Source organism: Brevibacillus parabrevis (genome assembly GCF_022701015.1).
In the GTDB taxonomy this organism is placed as follows: Bacteria; Bacillota; Bacilli; order Brevibacillales; family Brevibacillaceae; genus Brevibacillus; species Brevibacillus parabrevis.
On sequence record NZ_CP064090.1, the window covers coordinates 4,626,756 to 4,651,042 of the forward strand.

The 24,287-nt window shown below is 53.9% G+C and carries 27 protein-coding genes; 5 read left to right on the top strand and 22 right to left on the bottom strand.

Annotation, left to right across the window (positions count from 1 at the left end; genetic code table 11):
* Positions 1–22: 22 nt before the first annotated feature.
* From IRJ17_RS21160 to IRJ17_RS21170, 3 genes are all read right to left on the bottom strand, one after another.
* The gene (locus IRJ17_RS21160; RefSeq protein ID WP_173595753.1) at positions 23–544 is read right to left on the bottom strand and encodes a shikimate kinase; all 522 of its coding nucleotides are present in this window, start codon (positions 542–544) and stop codon (positions 23–25) included.
* Positions 541–2,409, bottom strand: a complete 1,869-nt coding sequence (locus IRJ17_RS21165) for a stalk domain-containing protein (RefSeq protein ID WP_173595752.1) — start codon at positions 2,407–2,409, stop codon at positions 541–543. Before IRJ17_RS21165 ends, IRJ17_RS21160 begins: the two co-directional genes overlap by 4 nt.
* A 201-nt stretch (positions 2,410–2,610) precedes the next feature.
* Positions 2,611–3,579 (bottom strand): substrate-binding domain-containing protein, encoded by a 969-nt coding sequence (locus tag IRJ17_RS21170; protein ID WP_173595751.1) that lies wholly within the window; start codon positions 3,577–3,579, stop codon positions 2,611–2,613.
* Positions 3,580–3,723: 144 nt separating this feature from the next.
* Here IRJ17_RS21170 and modA point away from each other — a divergent pair, with 144 nt between their 5' ends.
* The 3 genes from modA (at position 3,724) to IRJ17_RS21185 (ending at position 6,005) form a co-directional block, all read left to right on the top strand.
* Positions 3,724–4,539: a molybdate ABC transporter substrate-binding protein gene (gene modA / locus IRJ17_RS21175; protein ID WP_007785283.1), complete on the top strand. Its 816-nt coding sequence runs from the start codon at positions 3,724–3,726 to the stop codon at positions 4,537–4,539.
* Positions 4,540–4,640: 101 nt separating this feature from the next.
* Positions 4,641–5,324, top strand: a complete 684-nt coding sequence (gene modB / locus IRJ17_RS21180; RefSeq protein WP_007785281.1) for a molybdate ABC transporter permease subunit — start codon at positions 4,641–4,643, stop codon at positions 5,322–5,324.
* Positions 5,325–5,342: 18 nt separating this feature from the next.
* A complete protein-coding gene (locus IRJ17_RS21185; RefSeq protein ID WP_007785279.1) occupies positions 5,343–6,005 on the top strand; it encodes a sulfate/molybdate ABC transporter ATP-binding protein in 663 nt (220 codons plus the stop codon).
* 63 nt (positions 6,006–6,068) lie between these two features.
* On the opposite strand, the gene IRJ17_RS21190 is transcribed toward IRJ17_RS21185, so the two are convergent.
* Both IRJ17_RS21190 and IRJ17_RS21195 read right to left on the bottom strand, forming a co-directional pair.
* Positions 6,069–6,833 (bottom strand): 5-oxoprolinase subunit PxpA, encoded by a 765-nt coding sequence (locus IRJ17_RS21190; RefSeq protein WP_007785277.1) that lies wholly within the window; start codon positions 6,831–6,833, stop codon positions 6,069–6,071.
* A gap of 159 nt (positions 6,834–6,992) precedes the next feature.
* Positions 6,993–7,337, bottom strand: a complete 345-nt coding sequence (locus IRJ17_RS21195; RefSeq protein ID WP_007785275.1) for a YlbG family protein — start codon at positions 7,335–7,337, stop codon at positions 6,993–6,995.
* 75 nt (positions 7,338–7,412) lie between these two features.
* Between IRJ17_RS21195 and IRJ17_RS21200 the strand changes: the two genes are divergently transcribed.
* Positions 7,413–7,748, top strand: a complete 336-nt coding sequence (locus IRJ17_RS21200) for a hypothetical protein (RefSeq protein ID WP_007785273.1) — start codon at positions 7,413–7,415, stop codon at positions 7,746–7,748.
* Positions 7,749–7,755: 7 nt separating this feature from the next.
* Here the strand turns inward: IRJ17_RS21200 and IRJ17_RS21205 are convergent, their stop codons facing one another.
* Together IRJ17_RS21205 and IRJ17_RS21210 are read right to left on the bottom strand one after the other, a co-directional pair.
* Positions 7,756–8,211, bottom strand: a complete 456-nt coding sequence (locus tag IRJ17_RS21205; RefSeq protein ID WP_242771814.1) for a YlbF/YmcA family competence regulator — start codon at positions 8,209–8,211, stop codon at positions 7,756–7,758.
* A 72-nt stretch (positions 8,212–8,283) separates the two neighbouring features.
* Positions 8,284–10,206, bottom strand: a complete 1,923-nt coding sequence (locus IRJ17_RS21210) for a hypothetical protein (protein ID WP_242771817.1) — start codon at positions 10,204–10,206, stop codon at positions 8,284–8,286.
* Positions 10,207–10,246: 40 nt separating this feature from the next.
* Here IRJ17_RS21210 and IRJ17_RS21215 point away from each other — a divergent pair, with 40 nt between their 5' ends.
* Positions 10,247–10,687, top strand: a complete 441-nt coding sequence (locus IRJ17_RS21215; RefSeq protein WP_338076129.1) for a protease complex subunit PrcB family protein — start codon at positions 10,247–10,249, stop codon at positions 10,685–10,687.
* 86 nt (positions 10,688–10,773) lie between these two features.
* Here IRJ17_RS21215 and IRJ17_RS21220 read toward each other — a convergent pair whose 3' ends face one another.
* The 15 genes from IRJ17_RS21220 to IRJ17_RS21290 all read right to left on the bottom strand — a co-directional run bounded on the left by IRJ17_RS21220 (position 10,774) and on the right by IRJ17_RS21290 (position 24,127).
* The gene (locus IRJ17_RS21220) at positions 10,774–11,193 is read right to left on the bottom strand and encodes a hypothetical protein (protein ID WP_007785265.1); all 420 of its coding nucleotides are present in this window, start codon (positions 11,191–11,193) and stop codon (positions 10,774–10,776) included.
* Positions 11,194–11,301: 108 nt separating this feature from the next.
* A complete protein-coding gene (locus tag IRJ17_RS21225; protein ID WP_122965803.1) occupies positions 11,302–11,649 on the bottom strand; it encodes an AMP-dependent synthetase and ligase in 348 nt (115 codons plus the stop codon).
* A 226-nt stretch (positions 11,650–11,875) separates the two neighbouring features.
* Complete coding sequence (locus IRJ17_RS21230; protein WP_005827166.1) at positions 11,876–12,445, bottom strand: manganese catalase family protein; 570 nt, start codon at positions 12,443–12,445, stop codon at positions 11,876–11,878.
* Between the two features lie 20 nt (positions 12,446–12,465).
* Entirely contained in the window at positions 12,466–12,732 is a 267-nt protein-coding gene (locus IRJ17_RS21235; protein ID WP_007785261.1) for a spore coat protein CotJB, read from the bottom strand.
* Positions 12,722–12,964: a spore coat associated protein CotJA gene (locus IRJ17_RS21240; protein WP_007785259.1), complete on the bottom strand. Its 243-nt coding sequence runs from the start codon at positions 12,962–12,964 to the stop codon at positions 12,722–12,724. Before IRJ17_RS21240 ends, IRJ17_RS21235 begins: the two co-directional genes overlap by 11 nt.
* A gap of 150 nt (positions 12,965–13,114) precedes the next feature.
* Complete coding sequence (locus IRJ17_RS21245) at positions 13,115–14,668, bottom strand: hydantoinase/oxoprolinase family protein (protein WP_242771823.1); 1,554 nt, start codon at positions 14,666–14,668, stop codon at positions 13,115–13,117.
* The gene (locus IRJ17_RS21250) at positions 14,665–15,762 is read right to left on the bottom strand and encodes an S-methyl thiohydantoin desulfurase family protein (protein ID WP_122965801.1); all 1,098 of its coding nucleotides are present in this window, start codon (positions 15,760–15,762) and stop codon (positions 14,665–14,667) included. Before IRJ17_RS21250 ends, IRJ17_RS21245 begins: the two co-directional genes overlap by 4 nt.
* Before the next feature lie 31 nt (positions 15,763–15,793).
* Positions 15,794–17,110 carry a cytosine permease gene (locus IRJ17_RS21255; protein WP_007785252.1) on the bottom strand — a complete coding sequence of 439 codons (1,317 nt, stop codon included), beginning with the start codon at positions 17,108–17,110 and terminating at the stop codon, positions 15,794–15,796.
* 33 nt (positions 17,111–17,143) lie between these two features.
* The gene (locus IRJ17_RS21260; RefSeq protein WP_173595748.1) at positions 17,144–17,728 is read right to left on the bottom strand and encodes a TetR/AcrR family transcriptional regulator; all 585 of its coding nucleotides are present in this window, start codon (positions 17,726–17,728) and stop codon (positions 17,144–17,146) included.
* A gap of 157 nt (positions 17,729–17,885) precedes the next feature.
* Entirely contained in the window at positions 17,886–18,926 is a 1,041-nt protein-coding gene (locus IRJ17_RS21265; protein WP_242771826.1) for a 2-hydroxyacid dehydrogenase, read from the bottom strand.
* 20 nt (positions 18,927–18,946) lie between these two features.
* Positions 18,947–19,801 carry a class II fructose-bisphosphate aldolase gene (locus IRJ17_RS21270; protein WP_173595746.1) on the bottom strand — a complete coding sequence of 285 codons (855 nt, stop codon included), beginning with the start codon at positions 19,799–19,801 and terminating at the stop codon, positions 18,947–18,949.
* A gap of 29 nt (positions 19,802–19,830) precedes the next feature.
* Positions 19,831–20,589, bottom strand: coding sequence for an SDR family NAD(P)-dependent oxidoreductase (locus IRJ17_RS21275; protein WP_173595745.1), 759 nt, complete (start codon positions 20,587–20,589; stop codon positions 19,831–19,833).
* A 14-nt stretch (positions 20,590–20,603) separates the two neighbouring features.
* Positions 20,604–22,118: an FGGY-family carbohydrate kinase gene (locus IRJ17_RS21280; RefSeq protein WP_217021741.1), complete on the bottom strand. Its 1,515-nt coding sequence runs from the start codon at positions 22,116–22,118 to the stop codon at positions 20,604–20,606.
* A gap of 21 nt (positions 22,119–22,139) precedes the next feature.
* Positions 22,140–23,402 (bottom strand): PTS galactitol transporter subunit IIC, encoded by a 1,263-nt coding sequence (locus tag IRJ17_RS21285; protein ID WP_007785236.1) that lies wholly within the window; start codon positions 23,400–23,402, stop codon positions 22,140–22,142.
* 146 nt (positions 23,403–23,548) lie between these two features.
* Complete coding sequence (locus IRJ17_RS21290; RefSeq protein WP_122965794.1) at positions 23,549–24,127, bottom strand: glycerol-3-phosphate responsive antiterminator; 579 nt, start codon at positions 24,125–24,127, stop codon at positions 23,549–23,551.
* Positions 24,128–24,287: the final 160 nt, after the last annotated feature.

Consider the following 24,287-nt stretch of genomic DNA (forward strand, 5'->3'; position numbering starts at 1 on the left):
ACCGGCAAAAGCGCTGTCCTTTTTATTGTTTCCCGTCTTCTGTGCTTTCAACCACGCGCTGCTTAATTTCCTCCACGATTGCTTCCAGGCTTTTTCCGGTCGTATCCACCTGAATCGGGGCAAAATCGTACGCTCCTGCGCGTTCTGCCATGAGCGCCGTCACCCGTTCTGCCACCCCTGTGGCAAGCAAAGGACGAGCTGTGTCGTTTTTCAGCCGTCGTATCAGTTCTTCTACGGTTGCATGCAGGGCGATGACGATTCCTCGTTCCAGCATGACTTTTACATTTTGCTCGCGCAGGACGACCCCTCCGCCCGTTGTCAGCACTTGCGGCCCTTCATTCAGCAGCCTGGACAGCTCAGCCGACTCCACATCGCGAAAATAAGTTTCTCCTCGCTCTTCGAAGAGCTTTGGGATCGAGCGGCCTTCCTTATCCACGATGGCGGTGTCCAGGTCTGTATGCGCAAGCCCCAAAGAAGCGGCCAGCGCAGCGCCAACGGTCGTCTTTCCTGTTCCCATAAAACCGACCAAAATCAGGTTTTTCATTTTGTTTCCGACACCTTTCCACTCGATCTGCGCGTTTGTATTTTGACTGTTCTCTCATCGGGATTGTACTGGGTATCAAATTCCAGAATCGTCGCGAAAAACGACAGCGGCACCATCGTCCGCTCCTTGATCTCCATCAGCGGATGGCCGAGATCAAGCTTCTTGCCGTCGCGAATGGCAAAACGCTCGCGTTCTTTTACGTACACCTCGTAGCCGTTGCCCGTGATGCGGATCATTTGTTTTTCCTTGTCCCAGCTAATGGCAAGCCCCATCTTTTCCCCCAGCTCGCGCAACGGGAAATACACCGTGCCGCCCGTTGCCCGCGCCGAAATGGACGGATAGTAGCTCATATTGTTGATGACAGTCGTAATATACGGCTCCAGCTGAACCGTTCCCATGCCCTCGCGGTTCGATTTTTTCGTTGCCGTGACGAAGTATGAAGCCTCGCCTTGCAACGTCTGGCCCAGCGCCTGATCCAGATGCTCTGCCCCGATCACGCTGCCGTGGTAATTTTGCTGGACACGGTGGAGAAAACGCTTGTAGGCGTCATCCCCGATCTGCTTGCGCAAATGGTCGAACAAAAGGGCGCCCCGGGAGTACCACGTCCAATGAAATTCTTCTTCCGTGGCGAACTTCTGCAACGGCTTGTCCAGCTTGCCGTCCGGATAGCGCTCCTGCAAACGGCGGGCGTCATGACTGTACTCTTCCAGCAAGGTCGTTGCCGATTGCGCCCCGTACCGATTTTGCAAATAGTGGTACACGCTCAGCTCCACAAGCCCCTCGTCCAGCCAGCCGTGAGACGCTTCCAATGTCGCTACGCTGTTATACCACCACAGATGGGCAATCTCATGCGGAAGCCAGTGGTCAATCAGATTGCGCTGGTACATGTCGCGCTTGAACACGGCGAGATTGGCGTATTCCATCGCATAAGTTGTCCCCGTGCTCGTCTCCGCGATGGCAACATGCGGATAAGGAAGCGGCCCGTACCAGTCGGTGTACGTCGGAAAGACCGATCCGGCGATCGCCTTGATCCGCTCGATGTTTCCTTTGTCTACAGACGCGATATCAACAGACAGGTTTGGAGTAATCTGAACGGTTTCCACCTGGTACAGCGGACTGCCGATCAAGGCGAAATTCAACAGCTTTTTGCCCTCGTAATGAATTTGCTGCTTGCTGCCATCAATCGCTTTCGCATTTCCTCTGCCCCAGGAACTGACCCAGTTGTAGCCTTTTGGCGAGACAAAGGACACGTTGTAATCGGCGTAATGGTAGACAAACGGATCGCCAAAATCAACGCGTTGCGGCGGATCGTACCACTTTCCTTGCTGATTTTGGGCACCGAGCATCGGGTACCACGTCGTCAACGTCCAAATGTCATCCTTGACACCAAACCTGGTTCCTCTCCGCGGAACCGGATTTTCGAACTCAATGGCAATAGCTCCACGCAATTCCGAGCCTAGCGGGTTTGCCAGCTTGACGGTCGACAGCCCCCGCTCAAAGGCAAGCGGTTTGTCTTTATAGCGAATCGATTTGACTGCCAGCTTGTTCCACAAATAATCGTAGACGAAGAGGCGTACATCCGCTGTTCCCGGATTGTCAAATTCGATCGTCATTTTTCCGGTAATTTTTGCTTCCGACGTATGCAACTCGGCTTGAATGTTATACACGGGATGCAAGTCTTTCACAAGGGAAGGCAACGGCGGATCGTAGGAAAACGGATCGACCCCCGGCTGCTCTGCCACGGTCGCCTGGCTCGTTTGAAAAAAGCCCGAGATCTGCGGCCAGTAGCTGATGATCCCGATGGAGCCAAACATGACGAGAATGGTGATGCATACTAATAAGCTTGTTTTTTGCAAAGTCTTCATGACAGCCCCCAAAAATCGCTCGGCTGCAAGCGTGCGTTTTTTATCGTAATGGATAGGATAGACCGCTTGCGGGTCGACAAAACAGTCGTACCGTTTTGTTCCATTGTAGCAAATAACGGGCAGGGTGAGTAGAAATTCAGGAGATTCTGTCGAGAAAAAGCCGTCCGCCCTCGCAACAGCAAGGGTGAACGGCTCCGTGTGCTACCACGTCTCGTACATGATTTTTCCCGTTTGGGACAGGTCGTAGCCGCCAACTGCCTCAAGCTCCTTGGAAAAGGCAGCGGAGTGGAGAATATCCATGACCGTTTTCAGCAGCGCCTCGTTTTCCCCCGTTTTGAGAATGACGAGGTCGTATCGTTCCTTGATCAGCGGAACAAACTCAACGCCGACCATGCGAGCCGCTTTTTCAATGCCCACTCCCACATCCGCTTCCTTGCGTGCGACCACTCCCGCTACAGCCAGATGGCTGTTCTCCTCCCGCTCGTAGCCATTCACGTCCCGCCCTGTGATGGACGCCAGCCGAAACTGCTCCTCGATCAGCGTGCGTGCCCCCGATCCTTTTTCCCGGTTGACCATCCGCACCCCGGACTTGGTCAGATCGGTCCAGGACAAAAGCTGTTTCGGATTGCCAGGCTGCACATAAAAGCCGGCCCAACGAGCCAACATGTTAACGACGACAAAGCGATGGCCGGATAAAAGACGGCGGACGTAAGGAACGTTGTAATCCATCGTCTCGCCATCAAACAAATGGGTGCTGACGATATCGGCTTTGCCTGTATACATGGCGACCAGACTGTTCAGCGAGCCTTGGTAGGAGCGCAGCGGACGAAGCGCTGCATCGCTTTTTTCCAGATGGCTGGAAAGCAAGTCGAGGCTGACATCCTGACCGCTGATGATGACATTGCGTCCGGTTGTCGGCTGGGCTTGTCCCGGCGCCTGCTGCGCTTGCCCCGGCACAGGTAACGTGTACGCCACCGGCTGCGCAGCCGCACGGTATCCCCCTTTGGCGCGCGTTTTGTACGCCTCCAGGTCGCTTTCGTCCACGCGCATCTGTCTCCCGACCCGATAAGCCGGCAGTTCTCCTTTTTTAATCAGATCGTAAACGGTCAGTTTGGAGATGCGCAAAAGCTTGGCAATTTCTTCTGTTGTGTACGACTTTTCATGGCTCATGTCATGCCTCCGCTCGGTTCTTTCCTTTCATTTTCTTTCAATTCTCGTAAAATCGCAATTGATTATTCACATATAGGAACTATAATCTATTTATATCCAGTTATAATTAAATATAACGAAACATCACATTGGAGGTTAGTTTTGATGAAAAAGCAATGGCTCGCTTTATGCGCAGCATTTACCCTGATGCTCGGCGCGTGTTCGACTTCCCAAACAGCTCCGCAGGCAAATGAGCCTGCCAAAACAGAGAACAGCCAACAACAACAGGCTCCACAGGCAGAGCTGATGATTTCCGCAGCGGCAAGCTTGACAGATGCCCTGAACGAACTGAAAACGGGCTTTGAAGCAGAAAATCCGGGAACAACCCTTACTTTCAACTTCGGCAGCTCTGGCAAACTGGCGACACAAATTGCCCAAGGCGCTCCTTCCGACGTCTTCCTGTCCGCCAGCAAAAAAGACATGGACGGACTGGACGAAAAACAACTGATTGTCAAAGACACGCGCCAAGACTTTACGAAAAACTCGCTCGTCCTGATCGCGGGAAAAGACAGCTCGATCGCGATTACTTCTTTTGAAGAACTGAACAATCCAGACATCAAGCACATCGCTGTCGGTGAGCCTGAGTCGGTTCCAGCGGGACGTTACGCCAAAGAAACGCTGGACACGCTGAAAATGTGGGAGTCGTTGAACGGCCGCATGGTATTCGGCAGTGACGTTCGTCAGGTACTGACCTTCGTGGAATCGAAAAATGCCGAAGTCGGAATCGTCTATTCCAGCGATGCCGCGATCTCCAAAGACGTGAAGGTACTCGCTACAGCGAAGCCGGAATGGCACAAGCCAATCGTCTATCCAGGTGCGGTCATCAGCGCTTCCAAACATACAGATGCAGCAAAAGCTTTCCTCGCCTACTTGACAAGTGACAAAGGAAAAGCGATCTTACAGAAGTACGGATTCCAATAAGCAGCAAAAGTTTATGACCGTTTGTGATTCACACAAGCGGTCACATTCTATTTCATGAAAAACGTCGAGACGTTCTCGCAGAAAAAAGGTGGGTTAGCGATATGGAAACGAATCTGACACCTTTGATGCTGTCGTTAAAAGTGGCTGCGCTATCCACCTCCTTTGTTTTTGTGCTTGGCATGCTTGGCGCGCGCTGGATGACGCAAAAAGAATTTTGGGGCAAAAACGTGCTGGAGTCTTTTTTCCTGCTCCCGCTCGTCTTGCCCCCTACTGTTGTCGGCTTCGGTCTGCTGTTGCTGTTCGGAAAAAACGGATTTTTGGGCCAACTGCTTGAGCAGTGGTTCGGTATCCAGGTCGTCTTTACGCTGTCGGGAGCGGTGATCGCCTCGATCGTCGTCTCGTTTCCGCTAATGTACCAGAGCGCCGCCGCAGCTTTTACCGGAGTCGACCAACGCCTGGAAAATGCCGCACGCACGATGGGCGCATCCGAGTGGCGCGTTTTTTGGACCGTCGCTTTCCCGCTGGCTTGGCCAGGGCTTTTGGCAGGACTTGTGCTGTCGTTTGCCCGCGGCTTGGGAGAATTTGGGGCCACGCTGATGCTCGCAGGCTACATCCCGGGAAAAACGGACACGATTCCGGTCGCCATCTATTTTGCCGTGGAAGCCGGACAAATGGAAAAAGCGCTGTTTTGGGTCGTCATCATCGTATCGCTCGGCATGGGCACCACCCTATGGCTCAACTGGTGGAGCCGACGCAACGTGCGCAGGTACGCCAATCAAAAGTAAGGCAGGAGGGAGAGCGTCATGCTGGAAGTAGACATTCAGAAGCGCTTGCCAGATTTTGTGTTGGATGTCTCCTTTTCAACCGAACAGGAGATTGTCGTCCTCTTCGGCCCATCCGGTTCGGGCAAGACGACCATTTTGAACAGCATAGCCGGGCTTGTCCATCCCGATGGAGGGCACATTTCCTTGAACGGCCGCACGTTTTACAGCGCGGGGCAAAAACCGCTCGCCGTGCAGAAGCGCAACGTTGGCTACTTGTTTCAGGATTACGCCTTGTTCCCGCACATGACCGTTTCCCAAAACATTCGCTACGGTCTGCGAAAAGGGCACGAACTGCATCTGGAACCGCTTTTGACGACAGTCGGAATCGATCATCTTCTGGACAAGTACCCGCACCAGCTTTCGGGTGGGCAAAAGCAGCGTGTCGCGCTTGTGCGGGCACTCGCTACGGAGCCGGACATCTTGCTGCTGGATGAACCGCTTTCCGCGCTGGATACAGCCACGCGCAAGCAATGTCAGGACGAATTGCTCCGGCTTCACGAAATGTGGGGCATTCCGTTTCTGCTCGTCACCCACGACCGGGACGAAGCGGAAAAGCTCGGAGATACGATCCTTTTGATGGAAAACGGGAGAATCGTGGAAGCAAGCGCGCAAAAAAGCCATACAGCAACGTCGTCTTCCTGAATCGCAGGAGTTGGCGTTGCTGTATGGCTTTCTTTTATTACGGGATGGCTGCCAGTATGACTTTTACCGGGCAGTGATCGGCTCGATTTTCACATCGTTCTGCTTTGCCCATTTATGCACTTCCACCAAAAATTGCAGCACGTCGTGACTCTCATGATGGACGCAAAGCGTATCGGCTGCAAGCTCGATGACCTCGCCATTGACCGTCGTTACTTTTTGCTTGAGCACGAGCTGGCGCGTCTGCTCCATCCGCTCTTCCTTGCTGATGAGCACGCTGCCTTCCAACTCGCGCGGAGCCAGACGGCCATTCGGCATGTACGCCCGTTCCGCGAAAACTTCCTCGGCTACTTGCAGTCCATGCTCCAGCCCTGCTTCCACCAGCTTGCTGCCGGACAACGCGTACAGGATCAGCTCCTCGTCGATGTCGGCAATCGCCTGGACGACCGCCTCGGCAAGCTCGGGACGCTCTGCTGCTTCGTTGTAAAGCGCTCCGTGCAGCTTGACATGGTGCAGTTCTCCCCCCAAAGCGCGTGTCATGCCGGACAAAGCCGCTACCTGGTACAAAACAAGCTCATATACTTCGTTCACAGACAGGTTCATGGAGCGTCGTCCAAAGCCTTGTATGTCCGGGTATCCAGGGTGCGCTCCGATTTTTACATCGTGCTTGATCGCTGCCTCGATCGTTCTGCATATGAGATGCGGATCACCTGCGTGCAAACCGCAAGCAATGTTGACGGAGGTGATCCATTTCATAATTCCCAAATCCTCTGATTGTCGTCCTCGGCTGAAGCATTCGGCCATGTCGCAGTTAATGTCTAGATGAATCATGTATGTACGCCCCCACCTTTCCTCTCATGATCTATGTACGCGTATTGAAAGCGCATTCATCAGCGTTACTCCTGGAGTCTTCCTATTTATCTAGCATACCATGTACACTGCCTTGGCAAAAGGAAAAAAGCTGCCGAAAACTGGCAGCTTGTGAACAACTTATGTCGAACCGACCGTCGCTGGACTTCCCTCTTCTGCCGTCATTGTCTCGGCCAGCGCCATCACCTGGTTTTTTTCCTGTTTGTAATCGTATTCCTTCGCTTTGTCCGGCCTTGCATTGTTGTACTCCACCGGAATCTCGTGACGATGGGACCGCTCGATTTTGGTCACGAAATGCAGTTTCTCCATGATGCGGATCGTTTCGTCCAGCAGATTCGCATCTACGTACATGGAGACGTAGTTCAGCCGTTTGGAGATGTAATGAATGGTGCCAAATTTGCGTAAATTTTTGGCCGCTCGTGTGTTTTTTACCCACACGGCAACACCAAGACGTCGTTCTCTCATGTAACCGTTGGTCTCCTTTCCCTTCATGGTATAATCACCTGTAAACGCCCGATACAGAAAGGATTTGTGGTCATTATGCTGACTAGCTTTTATCGAAGCTTCGAGGAAGCGCTTCACCAGGAAGGCATCGTGACAAAAAGCGGCTGGCGCACGCATGCGGGCCAACGCTTCTTTTATGTAAGCAGCACACTCCCCGCTTCTCGCCTGACTGAACGGCTGATGGAAACGGGGGAGCGACTGACCACCCATACCAAATTAAAGCCCGAGTGCATTTATGTGCGCTCAGGCGACGACCAGCACGTCTACCGTTTTCGCTTTCTGGTGCCCAGCGAAAAGCAGTTTTGCTGCGGCAACCTGTGCGAGGACTGTTTTCTGTTGCGTGAAAAGTCCTCGCCACAGGCCGAAGCGTGACTGCCTGTCAGGAAAGCTTTTTCGTGCTGCAACCGCAGCTTCCCCCGGTCCCGCAGCCAATGCCCTGCGCTTCCAGAAACGGATTGTTGCTCGGCACCTTGATGGTGTCAGATACCGAGTGGGCAATCGTTCTGCTCACCTGATACAACAACTCATCCAGCGCGTCCTCAGCCCGCTTGAAAGCCTGCACGGAATCGCGAAGCTCAATCGTCCGCTTCAGCTCGCGCACTTCTTTTGATATATGGTTGTAATCGGGATGGTACTTCCCGAACCGTTGTACATCTTCATACTGCTCCTTCTTCTTTTCAAACAACTCCAGAAGGCGCTGTACTTCTTCGTCTGCCTCCATCCAACGCTTGGCCTCCAAATATTGCACGACCTCGCGCGATTGATTGATCATGGTGGACAGTTCATGCGACTCCATAATCAACTGGGCCATATCCACAGTCTCTACTGCTTCCATAGGGCGAGACCTCCTTTCACACTAAAGGCGTAAAGCTTTTAGTCCCTTCTGATTGTACCACGATCTACACCCTTAGTACAGATAATCAGGCACGACAATGCGCACTCGGCCCAGATCATCAAGCCTGTAGGAGCGCTTGCCGTGCGGACCGCTGATGGAGACGACCCAATAGCCCATGTCCAGTTTGACTTCCACAGGCAGTCCATGCAGCCGCTCCTGATCAGTCAACTGGATTTCTACTTCCAGTTGCAGCTCGGCCGCCCGCTTGAGCAAATCCCGCAGCGATTGCGGATGATACGACTGGAAATGCTGCGTCCACATTTTCGGCAATGTCGCCAGCTGCGGCATGACTTCATCTTGGGCAGGAAACGTATTTTCGATCGCGTATCCATCCCAGGGCCGTTCGATCAGAAGCAGCCCCCTCGCAGCCACATCCGGTGACGTGTCTTCTTCCCCATCGGCAGCGTCTGTTTGCATGACGACATGCGGCTCGTAGCCATAATGCTTGAGCAGGTCGATCAGCTGCCTTTTTTGCGAGAGCGGGATGAAAAATTCCGCCGGAGACAAAACGTGCTGCAAAAACGGCTGAAAGTCAGGAATTTGCCGCCATTCCTCCACAAATCCGCCATGTGCGGTACGGACGCGGTAAAACGGCTCCAGCTGGATTTGCGTAGCCGCCTTCGCCCAATGCCCGATCACTTCGACCAGGCTATCCGGCAATGGATGGGCACAACCGCTCCGCAGCTTTTCAATCACCTGCTCCTTAGTTCCCCCCGAAGCAAGATACGACTGGAGCTTTCCCGCTTGCAATTCGCCCCTGATCAACTGGCCTTCAAACGTCAGCTGACAAAATGCGCTGATCTCCCACACGTCACGTAGCGGCACGAGCGGCGGAATCGTCAGTGCTCCGGTCGGATCGACAAACCAGCCTTCTTCGGCCGTCAAATGCGGCAAACTGTTCCACCGCCAGAAAAGGCGCTCCTCGTCATCGGCTCCGAGCTGAATCCAGCCCATGCCGAGCAAAATGTGCAGCCATTGCTCCACAATCGCTTTTTCGGCCTCCTCTGGCAAGACAAAACCCGCTGTCTCTAGCATGCGCAATTGCGCGTCGACACAACACCACTGATCAAGCGGAACATGCCTCATCATCTGGGCAAAAGCATCCCACCAATCGCCATGCGGCAGCAGCTGATCCGCAACCAGCTGATACAGCTGTTCAAATCGCTCGGGAGAAGAATGGTTGAGCCACTGGCGGATTTGGTATGCGTCTGGGACAAGCTGTTTCTCTTTGCGCATCACTAGCCCCAGCCGGAAAGCCAGATCGAGGACAATCGTGAGCGCCAGGCCATCTCTCTGCTCTTTGTCCAGCGGAGCGAGGGCGATGCCTTGTACGTGCTCGTCCGCAATGGACAGGAGCGGAAGCATTTTTTGCATTGCCCTGCGGTGAATGCTCCCTTTTTGCGTCACAGGCACTTGCTGATCGCGGACGAACAGCAGAAGCCCAAAAAGATCCAGATGTATCCCTCTGCCGGCTGATATATAATAAGGGAGCGTTTTTGACAAAGAAACATAGGCCGAAGTCAATTGTGGCAACAACTGCATGGTCAGCTGCTCACGAATTTCTTGCGGCATCACATAACCGATCTCACTCCACATTTTGCGTACAGTCAAAATCAGTCCCAGTCGTCGAAGCCTCGTCAGACCGATGGACAAGTGTCTGTGCTCTTTTGCCGTTTCCCGTTCCCAGGCCCGTTTGCTGAAAAAGCCGCGTGGCGCTTTGGTAAGAAACAGCTTGATGACGGTTCTTTCCAGTTCATCAGCCTCTTGCCAGACACGGCTGATAAACGCGCTATCCAACAGTCTGGACGACAAGTCCTGCTGTTCCTGGTCAAGGCGAAAACGCCTCGTCTGTTCGTTTAGAATCGCTTGTCTCGTTGCTTCGGACAGGTATTCCAGCGAATCGTTCACACGCACTCCTGTCACCTCAGTTTTCATGATCTCATCACGATTACTTTTACCAATTGGAAGGAGAATGATGATGAATATATTCCCTAGTTTGTTGCTCGCAGCTTCGCTTTGTGTCACAGGTGCCCAATCGGTTTCCCTATCCCATCCTACCGCATCTGCGCCCGCAGTAAAAGAGGTTGCGCCTTTCGCAGTCGAGTATGAAGCTGTAGCCGCTCCGTACCCGCCTGCTGTAACGGAAGCATTGAAAACCGTGCGAAAAAATGGCGGTCATACGGTCGTGCGCGCGAACGGCAAGGCGTATGTCGTCATCAGCGCAGGACAACGGCCAACGGGAGGGTACCGACTTGTAGCGGATCAGGTCAAGCGGACAGGCCCGCACGGCTTCACCGTCCACGTTCGCGTTCAGCCGCCAGCACCTGGCGCTCTGAAAACGCAAGCGATCTCGTATCCGACGCTCGTCATTGCCTTGCCTGACCAACAGGCGCAAGTCAAAGTGCAAATGCGCTAATGAAAAAAGCCGACAAATCGAGTGCCATTGGCGCTTTTCTGTCGGCTTTTTTCTATGGAGTCTGACCACTTAGGCTTGGACGCGAATCAAGGCTTGACCTCGATGTTGAAGCGCTCGGATACTCCATACGACTCGTGGTTGTTGTGGGCCAATTCGACCGTAATCTCGTGCTTTCCGCTCGGGATGTCTTTCAAGACATAGCTGGCTTCAAACACTTTTGCGATTTTTTTCCCATCCAGGTACAGATGGACATGGCCTTCTCCCTGCTTGTTTTCTTTTCCCATGTTCTCCAGAGAAAAGGTAAAGTTGGTGACAGCCAGCTTGAGTTCCAGGTCATCTTGCGTGAGCGTATGCGTAACCTGGAGCGTAGGCGCAGCCTGGTGAGCCTGCGGCTGTTCTACCATGACATTCGTCTGTGCATCGTTTTTCGCATAGACGAACCACTCAACGAGCGCCGCGATGGCAATCAGCAGGAACAAGCGGAAAATCAATCGTTTGGTTTTCACCGAAAACGGCTCCTTTCCAAATTCAGTCATCCCACATTGTGCCCTGAAACAGGCCATTTATTCGCCGCGCTCGGAACCCGGTGCTCTTTAGGGGATTGCCCGCAGCGATTAATGTTGCGGCTGGCTTCCGTATCCTTGTGTTTGTTGCTGCAAAGACAGCGGGACATTTGAGACGGGTTGATGGACAGACAGACCCGCCTGCCTGCAAATGTTGGCGATTTGCTGCATTTGTTGAATGGCGATGTCATGTCCTTGAAGTGCTGTCTGAATCATATGTGCCGCTTGATGCTCTCTTTGCGCAATTTGTTCGAGCGCCATTGCATTTTTTTGTTCTTGCTGCAAAAGCTGTTGATACTGGGCTGATGCTTGTTGTGTCTGCTGGATCAGTTGCGCAATGAGCTGCTCGCATTTGGCCAATTGTTGTGCGATTTGATTATTGTTTGCAAAGGGATTCATTGGAAGCCTCCGTTCCACTGCTTTTGTTTATGGACAAACTTATCATGTTTTCCCTGGTCGATGTTTATTCTCCAAAATTGGTTTGATCCGGTACATAATCACTTTCCCCTTCGTGAAAAGGAAAGATGCGATGTTGATCTTGCCCGTTATCGTGGATGTTTAACAAAAAAAAGAGAGCATTTCGCTCTCCTTTGCGTTCTTGGTCGTCTTCCCGCTGGCTATTTGCTTAAAAAATCGTCTTGCGGCCTTGTTCTTCCTTCAAAATCTCCACGGCTTCACGGAAGCGCAAGGAGTGGACGATTTCTCTTTCGCGCAAAAATTTCAGACTGTCCTGCAAATCCACATCGTCTGTCATGTCGATCAGCCATTGGTACGTGGCCCGCGCTTTTTCCTCTGCGGCGATATCTTCGTACAGGTCGGCGATCGGATCGCCCTTGGCCGCGATGTAGGTTGCCGTCCACGGCACGCCTGCCGCATTGTTGTAAAACAGCGCTCTGTCGTGGTTGGCGTAATGAGCGCCAAGCCCGGCTTCTTCCAACTGCTCGACGGTCGCGTCTTTGGTCAGCTTATACACCATCGTCGCAATCATTTCCAGGTGGGCAAACTCTTCCGTGGCAATGTCTGTCAAGAGACCGATTACTTTGTTCGGGATCGTGTAGCGCTGGTTCATGTAGCGCAGCGCTGCTGCCAGCTCTCCGTCTGCTCCGCCGTACTGCTCGGTCAAATATTTCGCCATTTTCACGTCGCACTTGCTGACGCGAACCGGATATTGCAGCTTTTTCTCATAAATCCACATCGGTTATTTTCCCCTCATTTCTACACTTGCCATGGCCAAGGCTCGTCATTCCACTGCCACGGATATCCGGAATAGCTGCGTCCGAACCCTTGCAAGGGGCCGTACAACTTTTCATACTCATTCGCCAGCGCCCAGCGCTTTTCCGTGAGCTGGTTGAACTGCTCTATCGCGTTCATATCGGTAGGATGCGTATCGAGATACAGATTCAGCTCGACCAGGACGAAATCGATCTCTTGCAGCCTTTGCAACAGAGCGTAGTATTCTTTTCCTCGTTGTTCAGGTGCCATGGGAACCCCCTCCCCCTCTTCCTAAGTGATCCATCCTCGGGTCGTACGGGCTGTACAGAGACGGCCACAATACACCCGTGCGCAAAGCTTCGGCTGGAGAATTTTGGGGCAAATCAGGGGGCTGGAATGTGATAAACAATTGTGGCGGCACCGAGTATGTTTTCACCCGAATCGGCGGGCAAGGATCGTATGGACTTACGTAGGGAAACCAGTTACGTGTTTGCGGGTACAAGCAGGATGCCCTCCTCCATGTGATTTTTCCGGTTTGTCATGAATACGATATGCTCCCTACCCAGAAGGCGTGATAAATGTCCCGGAATGCAAAAAAACAGGAGCCTGTTGTCAGCTCCTGTTTTTGCTCGTCATGCGATCAGCTTTGTGGTCATGCCTGCAAAAGCCCTGCCGCTTTTACGCGAATCAACAAGGCATTCCCCGGCAAATACGCCAACGGGATGTCTTCCATATGAACGATTTCCAATGACTGCGGATCAGCTCCTGCGGCAATTGCCTCGCGAATCGCTCCGGCTTTTGCATCCGCCAGTGCTGCTTCTCTCGTCTGCTCGTCCAGCGCGTATATTTTTTCGATTTGCCCGCTGACTTGACCGAGCGCCGCTCCGATCGCATTCGCTGCGCCAAAATGTTTCGGCCTGATCACTTCCGAGACGCCTTTCATCTGATCAGGCAGCAAGACGCTGCCGCCGCCGACGAGAATGACAGGGACCGGAGTCGGGCTCGTCTTCATCCGATCAATCGCATCCTCCACGGCTGCGACCAATTGAGCGTCTACCTGCTGGCAAAAAGCCCGGTCGATGCCTGCTACTTTCGCCCCCGGCCAGTCCAAGCGGCCCATGACGACTGCTACATCTGTCGCGGTCATCGTATCCCCGCCGACGATCAATGCCCGATTGCGCAACTGGTAGCCTACGCTGTCCGGACCAAGCTTGATTTCCTCGCCGGATCGGCGAACAATCGTGCCGCCTCCGATTGCGACGGAGAGAATGTCCGGCATGCGGAAATTGGTACGAATCCCCCCGATGTCGACGGCAAGCGAAGACTGACGTGGGAAACCGTTGATCAGAACGCCGATATCCGTCGTAGTTCCGCCGACATCGACGACCAGCCCGTCTTTTCGCCCGGACAGATGAGCCGCGCCGCGGATCGAGTTCGTCGGACCGCAAGCGATCGTCAAAATCGGGTAGCGAATCGCATACACGAGCGACATCAATGTCCCGTCATTTTGTCCGAAAAAGATTCCCGCATGTTCAATCCCGTTTTTGCCGAGCGCCTCGCGGAAACCTTCTGCCACCATTTTTGCCGTCTGGATGAGGGCTGCGTTCAAGATCGTCGCATTTTCCCGTTCCAACAGGCCGATGCTGCCGATCTCATGCGACACGGAGATCGAGATGGATTCGCCCAGCTCTTCGCGGACGATGTGCGCCACCCGCTTTTCCTGATCCGCATTGGCCGGAGAAAAGACGCCGGAAATCGCAATCGTCTCCACGTCGCCTTTCATCGAGCGGCAGGCGCTGCGGATTTCTTCCTCGTCCAAAGGAACGATTGTCCGACCGTCGTATTCGTATCCGCCAGACACCATATGCCAGTTCTCGCCTACGGCGGCCCGCAAGTCTTCCGGCCAGCCCATCATCGGCCGAACGGCTGTCGTGGCTGGCTTTCCGATGCGGATGGTGCCCACGCGGTTTAAGCGCTTGCGTTCTACAATCGCATTGGTGCAATGCGTCGTTCCGAGCATGGCGTACCGAACGTGCTGCGGATTGACTCCGCTTTCGGTCACAACGCGGCGAAGCGCTTCGTAAATACCCGAGCTGACATCTGCTGTGGTCGGCGATTTCACCTCGTGGACGACTTGCAGTTGTTCATCCAGCAGCACCGCGTCTGTATTCGTCCCGCCTACGTCAATTCCAATCCGGTAGCTCATGCCTTTTCCCCTCTCTTTGCAACCAGCTGTTCCACAGGCACATAGTCAAAATCGTACCCGAAGTAGCGCGGCCCCACTGTCTCGATGCCTTTGGCCGTCCGCCATTTGGCATGGCACGGGAATGCCACAATCGAGACGCGCGCGCCGTATTTCAAGCCTTCTGTCGTGATCGGCATGCCTGTCTCTTTGTCCAGGACAGCGAGCAAGTCAGGCGTGGTCGCAAGCGGTTGACCGTTTTCCAGCGCAACGAGGTGCTCGTTTTGAAAGCCGAGGATCATTTGGCGTCCGCGATCGTGGTCGATCCCGTCAAAAGTCGCCTGGCCTTTTGTAAAGCCGCTGTCTGTCCGGCGGCTAATGTCGACGGTTTTGCCCGTGAACAATTCAAATCCGCCAAGCTTGTCCAGAAGCATACGCACCGGGCTCGTCTCCTGGCTGCGCGCGGTGCGCAACAGGGCGCCGATCTCCTGCGCCAAGGTCAGCGTGCCTGGAATGGCGCTTTGTTTCACCTGTTTGCCCGACAGCGGATAGTCGCACATCGCCGCAGAGCCGCCCATCTGGATGGTCACGCTGCGCGCGAACCTCTCCGACATGACGCCGTCTACCGGATACATCACGATCCCGTTGCCGCGCTCATCTGTCATCGCGGTTGGAGCCGGAGCCAGTCCGTCCAGGTAAAAGGTGACCATTTGCGCCTCCGGAAAAGCTCTGCCCATCGCATCTGCATCGAGGACGGGGATGCCTTTTTCCGCCGCAACGACCAGCGGAATGATCGAGTTGACCCCGCCGACCTCAATCGGCATCGTTACCGCCACCTTTTTCCCCAACGCTTGCTCGATAAATTCGAGGGCTTGCGTCACCATGCCTTCCGCCGGAATTTTCTCCACCATGACCGTAGGTGCCCCGATCATGCTGGAAGGCACGACGAGCGCGTCGTCGTCCAGCTCATCTACCGTCATGAGCGGAATCGGGCCGTACTTTTCAATCGCCTGCAACGCCATCATTTTGCCGATGTACGGATCGCCGCCCCCTCCTGTTCCCAAAACGGCTGCGCCTGCTGCAATGTCCTCGATCGCTTGTGCGTCAATGTATCTCATGCGTATCTTCCTTTCTGCGTGTACGTGTGCATTATCCTTTTGTGGCTGCTTCCTCGGCTTGTTGCTTCCTGCGGCTGGCTACTCCAAAAGCAACCTGGAACAACACGCCGCACAAAAAGCCGTCGAGCGCCGGAACCGTCGTCAAATGAAACAACCCCAAGCCATCGGGAGCCGCCGTTGTGCAGTAAGCGATGAACGAAGCGAGCAGCCACGACACCAGCGAGCGGGCAATCAACATGCGATGCGCTTTGTCAAAAGCAAAAGCCGCACGGTTGACGAAGTAATATTCAGCGATGCAAATTCCCCCGACGGGCGCAATCAGCATCGTGATGAACGACAGGAACGTAATAAACCGATCGTAAATGCCCATGTAGGCAAGAGCCGTGGCAAACAGGCCGGCAATCAGCGTAATCCATACCTTGGGCGTTTTGCTGAAGACGACGGAAAAGCCGAGCGATGAGGAATACAGGTTGCTCGTATTCGTCGTCCACTGCGCGAGCGTGATGACCAAAATCGCGGGGATGCCCAGGCCGAGCGCCAAAAAGATCGTCGTCAGATCGCTCGTGCCCATCGCTTTCGACAAAATGATCGCCACGACGATCATGAAGCTGTTGCCGACAAAAAAACCGACGAACGAGGCGAGCATCGCATCTTTTCGCGTCCGCGCCCATCTGGCAACGTCAGGCGTGATAATCGTCCCGACGACGAAGATGCCGATTACGAGCGAGACAGCCATCCCGAAGGACAGCGGCTCTCCGGACAACCCAGTCTGCGCCATTTGCGAAAACGGATGATTTTGAATAGTCAAAACAATAGAAGTAACAATTAAGATGACCATTAGCGGAACAGCCCAGGAGCTGAGCTTTTCCAATGCTCGATAGCCGTATATGGCGGTAGACATCATGAGCAGTCCGCCAATGACCGAGAGAACTGCCTGGTCCATTTCAATGCCCAAAACGGAAGAAAGCGCTGTCTGGGCATTTTGGGCAAAAAATCCGGCCTGTACGCCAAACCAGCCCAGCAAGGAAATGCCGATGATGGCGGAAATCAGGCGCGCCCCGTACTCCCCGAAGGCGTAGCGGGTAATCATCGCAGTCGACAAGCCAGTGGCTGCGCCCATGTAAGCACATACGGCCCCCATGATCCCCAAAAGCAAGGAGCCGAGCATAACCGCCCAGATGGCGTCCCAAAAATTCATTCCAGAGCCAAGCTGCGCGCCGAGCAGCATTGATGAGATATCAATGCCGATGGCGATCCAGACGAGGCTGAGCGGAACCCACCCTTTTCGCAAGGCGAGTGGGACCGGCTCGCGTTCGTAGTCGTTTTTCTTGTTGTTCGCCTCTTCCATGTCATCTAACCCCCAGGTTCGGTATCTGTCTTTTTATGATCCGGCGATTCCACTCCAGAACAGCTTCCAGATGTTTTGCAGCTTGTGCTCAAACTTCGACTCGTCATAGTAGAGCAATTGCAAAAACAGTCCATCCATCAGGCACAAAAAGCCGTCCAACAGATCGTCAAGCGGACGGTCTGCGATTGCGCCCGCCGCGATTCCTTCCGCAAGCAAAGCGCGGATTTCCTGCGTCAGCATCTCCTCTGTCGCGCCGAAGCGTTCTTTCAGCTTGTCCTCAAGCGACGCAGGCGGAAACATCATCGCGCGTTTGTAAAAAATCGTCTCTTCTTCCTGGCTGACGTGATACGTAAAGGCGCCTCGCAAAATCTGGTACAGCCGCTCTTCCACGGTACCGTCCTGCGCTTGTTCAATCGCGCTTTTGACCGAGTGATAATGGTTGGACAAAACATCTTCGAAAATCGATAAAAACAAGTCTTCCTTGCTGCCAAAAAACGCGTACACGGCCGGAGTTGTCACCCCGACTTCTTTTGTAATCGCCGACAGCGGCGTCCCTTCATACCCGCCCTTGGCAAACTGGGTCAGGGCAACTGCCTTGATTTTGTCTCTCGTCGTCATGGATACCCCCCTTTTGTTTGTGTGACACTTTTACTTAATGATCGTTAATTAAGTGAATCTTATAGCGAATCGTCTGACAAGTCAATCCTTTTTCTCGGTGAAAAAACAACGCCTTTGCTCGCGGCGAAACCGATGAGCAAAGGCTTTTGGAAGCTTGTTACAGTTGAGGTAATACTTCGTTTACAACAGGGACGTTCCCCTCTTTGCGGACGATGTTGGCCAAGTAGCCCGCCATCTGTTTCGGACTGTTCGTGAAGGCATCGCGCGTACTGCCCGCCATGTGCGGTGTAATGGTCACATTGTCGAGATGCAACAACGGATCATCCGCTGCCAGCGGCTCATTGTCAAACACGTCCAAAGCGGCTCCGGCAATCCGGCCTGCTTGCAGGTATGCCACCAATGCTTTTTCATCAATCAGCCCGGAGCGCGCCGTATTGATCAGAACTGCGTTCGGCTTCATTTGCGCAAGCTCGTGCTCCCCGATAAAATGCTGAGTCTTTTCTGTCAGCCGCAAATGCAAGGAAACGATATCGGCTTGCTGCAACAGTTCGTCGAGCGCCACTTTGCGATACGGAGCCGGCACTTGCTCGATGTACTCATCGTACACGAGAATCTCGCAGCCCATGGCGGTGAGAAATCCGGCGATCAACTGACCGACATTGCCGTATCCGATCAGGCCGACTTTTTTTGCAAACAGCTCGGGAATCGCCTCGCTGTTCGGAAAAGATTTTCGCCATTCCGCTTGCTTGAGCGCAGCGTGGGAACGGGCGATGTTGCGCACCTCGGAAAGAATCAGGCCAAGCGTAAACTCCGCTACGGCGCGGGCATTTCGGCCTGGCGTATTCAGGACGCTAACGCCGCGCTCTTTGGCAGCCTCAATCGCGACGTTCTCGGTGCCGCCGCGCAAAATTCCGATGACTTTCAGCTTGCTTGCCGCCGCGATCACTTTCGCAGAGACGGGGGCAAATTGAACGACAAGCACGTCATATTGCTCGATTTCGGCAAAGACGCTGTCTGGCATGGTCACCGCTTCCGGCCCGTGCAGCTCCACCGCCAGATTGTCTTTTTGCAATTCTTCCAGCGAGTTGTGCTGCCATTCCCGCACCTCTACCTGAAAACCGAGCTTTTCCAACTCTTGCAGTCCTTCTCCCATCTCGCGGGAAGGAATAAACCGATCGGCAATCGCCAAAACTTTCATCTCTCTCACTCCTATATCTCTTACGCTCTGCCCAGCGAACCTAGCATGCGAATTTTGTGTTCTACCGTTTGCTCCAGCTCCTGCTTGATCGGAAGGAACATCTCTTCCGGCAACGGGTCGATTCTGGTCATTTCAGCGGCAGCCCGCTTCACGCCTTTTGCCATCGCAATCCGGCAATCGGCGTACAAGTTTACTTTGCTGATTCCGTGTTTGACCACTGCTTGCACTTGGGCATCCGGCGTTCCCGAACCGCCGTGCAGGACGAGCGGAACCGGGCTTGCTTGGTTGATTTCCTGCATTCTTTCCACGTTCAGGTTCGGCTCTGCCGTGTAGACACCGTGCGCCGTCCCGATGGAGACAGCCAAGGCATCGACGCCTGTTCGCTCGACAAACTCGGTAACCTGATGCGGCTCTGTCAGTTTCGACTCTGTGCCGTACGCGCCGCCCAGCTCGTTTCCGCCCACATGTCCCAGCTCAGCCTCTACACTGATTCCGTGCGGGCGAGCCAAGTCTGTCACTTGCCTGGTCAGCGCGACATTGTCGGCAAACGGCAGACTCGACCCATCGATCATCACCGAAGTAAAGCCGTAGCGGATCGCTTCCTGGACGAGATCGACGTCCATCGCGTGATCCAGGTGCAAAACGATCGGGATGTTGTAAAAAGGGGCGACTGCCTTGATGTATTCCGCCAGGTAGACGAACCCTTTCGGCTCTCGCAGGTTGTGCTCCAGGCACATCAGGATGACGGGCGATTGCAGCCGCTCCGCCGTATCGAGAATGGTACGCACCATAATATCGCCTACGCAGTCAAAAGCCGGAACGGCGTATTGATTTTTTCGTGCATCGTTTGCTACTTCACGCAGTGTGGTCAACATCTTGCTTCCTCCTATCCTCTCTCGTGCTTCTATCTCATCAACATGCCGCCAGTGGCGTCCATCGTAGCTCCGGTGATGTAGTTCGCTTTCTCGGAGACGAGGAAAGCGGCGATATCCGCGATTTCTTCCGGTTTGGCCACCCGCCCCAGCGGAATCCGGTTGACGTAGTAGTCTTTTTTCTGTTCCAGATCGGCCTTGATCATATCCGTCTCCACAATGCCGAGCGCGAGCGCATTGACATTGATTCCTTGCTTCGCCACCTCGCGGGCAAGCGAAATCGTGAACGCAACCACTCCTGCTTTGCTGGCGGCGTAGTGCGCATGACCTGTCGTCGAGCCGTGGAAAGCAGCCTGCGAAGTCACATTCAAAATTTTTCCTCGGCGGTTTTCAGCAAGCAAATGATTGACGAAGCTTTGGCAGGTGAGAAACACCGACGTCAAATTGACATCCATCGTGTGATTCCATTCTTCCAGGGAAATGTCGGTCACCCAGTTTTTCGGCCATACGCCTGCATTGTTGATCAAAATATCCACGCTGCCAAATACGGCGGTCGCTTCAGTCATCAGTCGGTCGCAGTCTGCCTTTTGGCCGAGATCGGCCTGGATGGCGATGCACTCGCCGCCTTGTTCCCGGATCAGTTCGACTACTTCATTTGCACTGTCTGCGCTGCGGTTGTAATTGATGATGACTTTTGCGCCCTCTTCCGCCAACGCCAAGGCAATCGCCCGGCCTACGCCCCTTGAGGCTCCGGTAATAATCGCGCTTTTTCCTTTGATGCCAAAATCCATGTCTGCTCCATCCTTCACGAAAGTTTTTTCCACAACGGCTGCAATGCTTCCAGCACTTCCAAATACGCCTGGTACTTTTGCTCGTAGATGTCTCTATGTTGTTCTTGTGGCGTGTACATTTTGCTGACTTTCACCATCGACTCTGCCGCTTGCGAGAACGAATCGAAGTGCTTCGTTGCCACCCCGGCGCAGATGGAAGCGCCAAGCGTTCCCTGCTCTGTGCCTTCGACCACCTCGACAGGCAGCTGCAAAACGTCAGCGAACATTTGCATCCACTCTTCCGACCTCGTGGCCCCTCCCGCCAGGCGCACCGCCTTTGGCCGGGAGCGGTGGACGAGCAGCTTGTCGATATGCTGGCGGTGACCGAACACGACTCCTTCGTACAAGGCTCTGACCATATGCGCTTTGGTGTGCCAGCCATTCAGGCCGATAAAGCACGCTTTGGCGTTGGCGTCCACGTTGGAGCCGAACAAAAACGGAAAGAAGACGATGTGGGAATCTTCCGGCTTCGTGCTGGCTACCATCTGGTTGCACAGCTCATACACGGTAATGCCCTGCTTGAGCGCCGCGTCGTGTTCCTGGCTGAAAAATTCGTTGGTGAACCACTCCAGATTGCTCGCCGAAGTCGGACTGCCCTCCAGCGTCAGCCAATAGCCGGGGATGCAATAGATGGACGTCATGAACAACGCTTTGTCGACGACTGGCTCTTTCGTGATGTATTCGTTGATGCTCCATGTGCCAGCTACGACGCACAATTTGTCCTCATCAGTGACGCCAGAGGCAATCGCTGACGCATCGATGTCGAACAATCCCCCCGCTACAGGTGTCCCTACCGCCAGCCCGGTTTCTTTCGCCGCCTGCTCCGTCACATAGCCGCAAATGTCAGCAGAGTATTTGACGGGCGGCAGCTTGTCCGCGATGCCTTGCAAGCCAAATTCGGCGAGCAGTTCATCGTCGTAGGATACGTCCTTGATGTTGAACAGGTTGGTGCCGGAGATGTCCGTCACCTCTGCATACGCTTCGCCTGTCAGCCGATAGCGGATAAAGTCTTTGCACATCAAAACCCAGCGTGCCTTTTCCAGCGCTTCGCGTCTGTTCGCTTGCAGCCAGCCCAAGAGCGCCACAGGCTGGCCTGCCCAGATCGATTGCATCGTCTTCGGCAGGACGCGTTCCGCCGTTCCGTCCTGATACCACTGCTCGACAAGGTGCTTGGCGCGGGTATCCGTCGAGACGATGCCGTTGCCAACCGGCTTTCCTGCTGCGTCGACGAGGTACAGTCCGTTGCCGTGTCCCGTGACAGCCACGCCCGCCACTTCTTTAGGATCGATGCCCGACTTTGCCAGCACCTCTTTTATGACGGACACATTCGCTTTCCACAGTTCTTCCATGTCTCTCTCGGTATGGCCAGGCTGTGGCATGATCATGACGGTCTTTCTGCTGGAAACCGCCAGCTCCCGTCCGTCCACCGTGTAGACAGCTGCTTTCGTGACTGTTCCTCCGTTGTCAATCCCAATCAAAAATGGTGCCACGTTCTCTCCCCCTTACTGGTTTCATGCAAAAATTGAAGCTAGTTTGATGAGAATCCAGCCGAGCGGAGTCGTTGCTCCCCCGACCAGGTTGGCCAACTCGGTTGTGGCGCTGACACCCTCAGGCAGCGAAACATGGACGAGATTCGCAGCGGTTGTGTACAGCGGCGCAATGCTTGTTCCCGCGTACAGCACGAACGCGACCATGACCAGCCCTGAGACGAACAGACGAACGAGATTCTTTTTCAAATACGGTGCCGCCATCGGGATCAAGAACACGAGCGAAGCCAGATCGACAAAAGGCAGCACTTTGTTGCCAGGCAACAAAATCGCGAGGACCAGCGCCCCGGGAATGAGCAGCAGCCCAGTAGCCAACACAGCCGGGTTGCCGATCAAGAGAGCCGTATCCAAGCCGATGTAAAACTCGCGGTCCGGGAAACGCTGTTTCAAAAACTGTTCCGCCGCCTGCCGCACGATCTCCAGCCCTTCGACCAGCACGTTGATCATCGCAGGCAAGAGAACCATCACCGCCGCTACTTGAATGCCGAGTGTCAAAATTTCCGCAATTCCGAACCCGGCGAGGATGCCGAGCAACACCCCGAGAATCGTACCAAGTGTGAGCGGTTCGCCCATCACGCCGTATTTTTTGGTGATTTCCTCCGGATCGGCCTTGATGTCCCGCAAACCGGGAATTTTTTCGATGATCCAGTTCACCGCGATGCCGATGGGCACGTAAATCGCCGATGTGGCATGAGCAAAGGAGACGCCTTTCAAGTCGAACTCTTTCTGGATTTTCGGCGCCGTAATGTCCGCAATCACAATCGCGATCAGGAAGTGAATGAGTGCAGCGATCGTACCAACTGCGATGCTGTTAGTTGCCGCATACACGACACCGCCTGTCAGCATGAAATGCCAGTAGTTGAAAATGTCGATGTTGACTGTCTTTGTCCATTTCAACATTAGCAACAAAATATTCAAGAGAACAGCACTGAAAACAACGATCGGGACAATCGGCGTCCCCCAGCCAATTGTCGCACCGACAGGCCAGCCCGGGTCAACGACCGTCAGCGACAGGCCAAAGCGACTTACCATCGCTTCTGCTGCCGGGCCCAGCGTTCCCAATAACAGGCCGATTACGAGGTTGATGCCGACAAACCCGATCCCTACCAGCATCGCTGCCTTGAAGCCTTGCCCGACCTTCACCCGAAAGATCATCGCCAAAATAAAGAAAATAATCGGCATCATAACAGATGGGCCCAACTGGATCAAAAACTGAATGACCGCCATTCGGTTGCCTCCTTTGATTTGTTTTTCGCTTTGCCCTTGCACGCTCGTTCGCTGCACCACCCCCTTTCCAAAACAAAAAACCCTACACAGAGTTAGCGCCTTTTCGCACTAACTCTCTGTAGGGTTTCGCATCTACACATAACCCGTTAACGTATTTTGTTGTCGCGTATGTTCCAAAGTTCACGCTTGCTTGTTGTCACACCGTTGATTCCGGCTGCGAACAGCTCGTGAACGACTTCTGCCGAATCGATAAAGCCACCTGCGAGAATCGGGACATTTTTCACGGCGCGGAACTGGTTCACAAACTGCTTGGCAAAAGGACCCGGGAGAATCTCAATCGCATCGAGATCGCTCATTTCCAGTCCTTTCAAACCATTTTCCAGCGAGCGTGAATCGAGGAGAAAAAATCGGTGAATCCCGATCAATCCTACGTTCTTCGCACGGTTGACAATTTTGGCACTCGGGGAAATGAGTCCATCTACCTGAAACAAGTCCTTGAGCAGCTTGATTCCCATTTGATCCTTGTTCAAGCCGCCGATCAGGTCCACGTGCACAATCACTTTTTTCTTGGCTTCGTGGCATTTTTGCGTCAAGCTTTTCAAATTTCCGATATGGACATCCGACAAAAGAATCACCGGAGCGTCGCTTTGCAGCGCGATCTGAAAATGGCGCAAGTCCCTGACAGAAGGAATCGTGACGTGGTTAGGAAAAAAATCAGTCGCCATCTTGAGACCCTCATTTGACATCTTGTTGGTAATTAAAGCGCTTTCGCCATTTATTTAATAACAGAACGAATCGTTTGTCAACTGCTCCTCACCGGAAATTCCGTTTTTTCAGATAAATCTTTTCCCCGTAAAAAAGGCCAACCCGGTGAGCGCGGGTTGA

Bases quoted from the DNA above. Each gene is read 5' to 3' on its own strand.
- modB (WP_007785281.1), top strand. From the start codon at position 4,641: ATGGAAACGAATCTGACACCTTTGATGCTGTCGTTAAAAGTGGCTGCG.
- IRJ17_RS21270 (WP_173595746.1), bottom strand. From the start codon at position 19,801: ATGTTGACCACACTGCGTGAAGTAGCAAACGATGCACGAAAAAATCAA.
- IRJ17_RS21195 (WP_007785275.1), bottom strand. From the start codon at position 7,337: ATGAGAGAACGACGTCTTGGTGTTGCCGTGTGGGTAAAAAACACACGA.
- IRJ17_RS21285 (WP_007785236.1), bottom strand. From the start codon at position 23,402: ATGGCGGTCATTCAGTTTTTGATCCAGTTGGGCCCATCTGTTATGATG.
- IRJ17_RS21260 (WP_173595748.1), bottom strand. From the start codon at position 17,728: ATGACGACGAGAGACAAAATCAAGGCAGTTGCCCTGACCCAGTTTGCC.
- IRJ17_RS21215 (WP_338076129.1), top strand. From the start codon at position 10,247: ATGATGAATATATTCCCTAGTTTGTTGCTCGCAGCTTCGCTTTGTGTC.
- IRJ17_RS21165 (WP_173595752.1), bottom strand. From the start codon at position 2,409: ATGAAGACTTTGCAAAAAACAAGCTTATTAGTATGCATCACCATTCTC.
- modA (WP_007785283.1), top strand. From the start codon at position 3,724: ATGAAAAAGCAATGGCTCGCTTTATGCGCAGCATTTACCCTGATGCTC.
- IRJ17_RS21230 (WP_005827166.1), bottom strand. From the start codon at position 12,445: ATGTGGATTTATGAGAAAAAGCTGCAATATCCGGTTCGCGTCAGCAAG.
- IRJ17_RS21265 (WP_242771826.1), bottom strand. From the start codon at position 18,926: ATGAAAGTTTTGGCGATTGCCGATCGGTTTATTCCTTCCCGCGAGATG.
- IRJ17_RS21225 (WP_122965803.1), bottom strand. From the start codon at position 11,649: ATGAATCCCTTTGCAAACAATAATCAAATCGCACAACAATTGGCCAAA.
- IRJ17_RS21185 (WP_007785279.1), top strand. From the start codon at position 5,343: ATGCTGGAAGTAGACATTCAGAAGCGCTTGCCAGATTTTGTGTTGGAT.
- IRJ17_RS21160 (WP_173595753.1), bottom strand. From the start codon at position 544: ATGAAAAACCTGATTTTGGTCGGTTTTATGGGAACAGGAAAGACGACC.
- IRJ17_RS21245 (WP_242771823.1), bottom strand. From the start codon at position 14,668: ATGAGCTACCGGATTGGAATTGACGTAGGCGGGACGAATACAGACGCG.
- IRJ17_RS21205 (WP_242771814.1), bottom strand. From the start codon at position 8,211: ATGGAAGCAGTAGAGACTGTGGATATGGCCCAGTTGATTATGGAGTCG.
- IRJ17_RS21170 (WP_173595751.1), bottom strand. From the start codon at position 3,579: ATGAGCCATGAAAAGTCGTACACAACAGAAGAAATTGCCAAGCTTTTG.
- IRJ17_RS21210 (WP_242771817.1), bottom strand. From the start codon at position 10,206: ATGAAAACTGAGGTGACAGGAGTGCGTGTGAACGATTCGCTGGAATAC.
- IRJ17_RS21275 (WP_173595745.1), bottom strand. From the start codon at position 20,589: ATGGATTTTGGCATCAAAGGAAAAAGCGCGATTATTACCGGAGCCTCA.
- IRJ17_RS21235 (WP_007785261.1), bottom strand. From the start codon at position 12,732: ATGGCACCTGAACAACGAGGAAAAGAATACTACGCTCTGTTGCAAAGG.
- IRJ17_RS21190 (WP_007785277.1), bottom strand. From the start codon at position 6,833: ATGATTCATCTAGACATTAACTGCGACATGGCCGAATGCTTCAGCCGA.
- IRJ17_RS21250 (WP_122965801.1), bottom strand. From the start codon at position 15,762: ATGAGATACATTGACGCACAAGCGATCGAGGACATTGCAGCAGGCGCA.
- IRJ17_RS21200 (WP_007785273.1), top strand. From the start codon at position 7,413: ATGCTGACTAGCTTTTATCGAAGCTTCGAGGAAGCGCTTCACCAGGAA.
- IRJ17_RS21290 (WP_122965794.1), bottom strand. From the start codon at position 24,127: ATGGCGACTGATTTTTTTCCTAACCACGTCACGATTCCTTCTGTCAGG.
- IRJ17_RS21255 (WP_007785252.1), bottom strand. From the start codon at position 17,110: ATGGAAGAGGCGAACAACAAGAAAAACGACTACGAACGCGAGCCGGTC.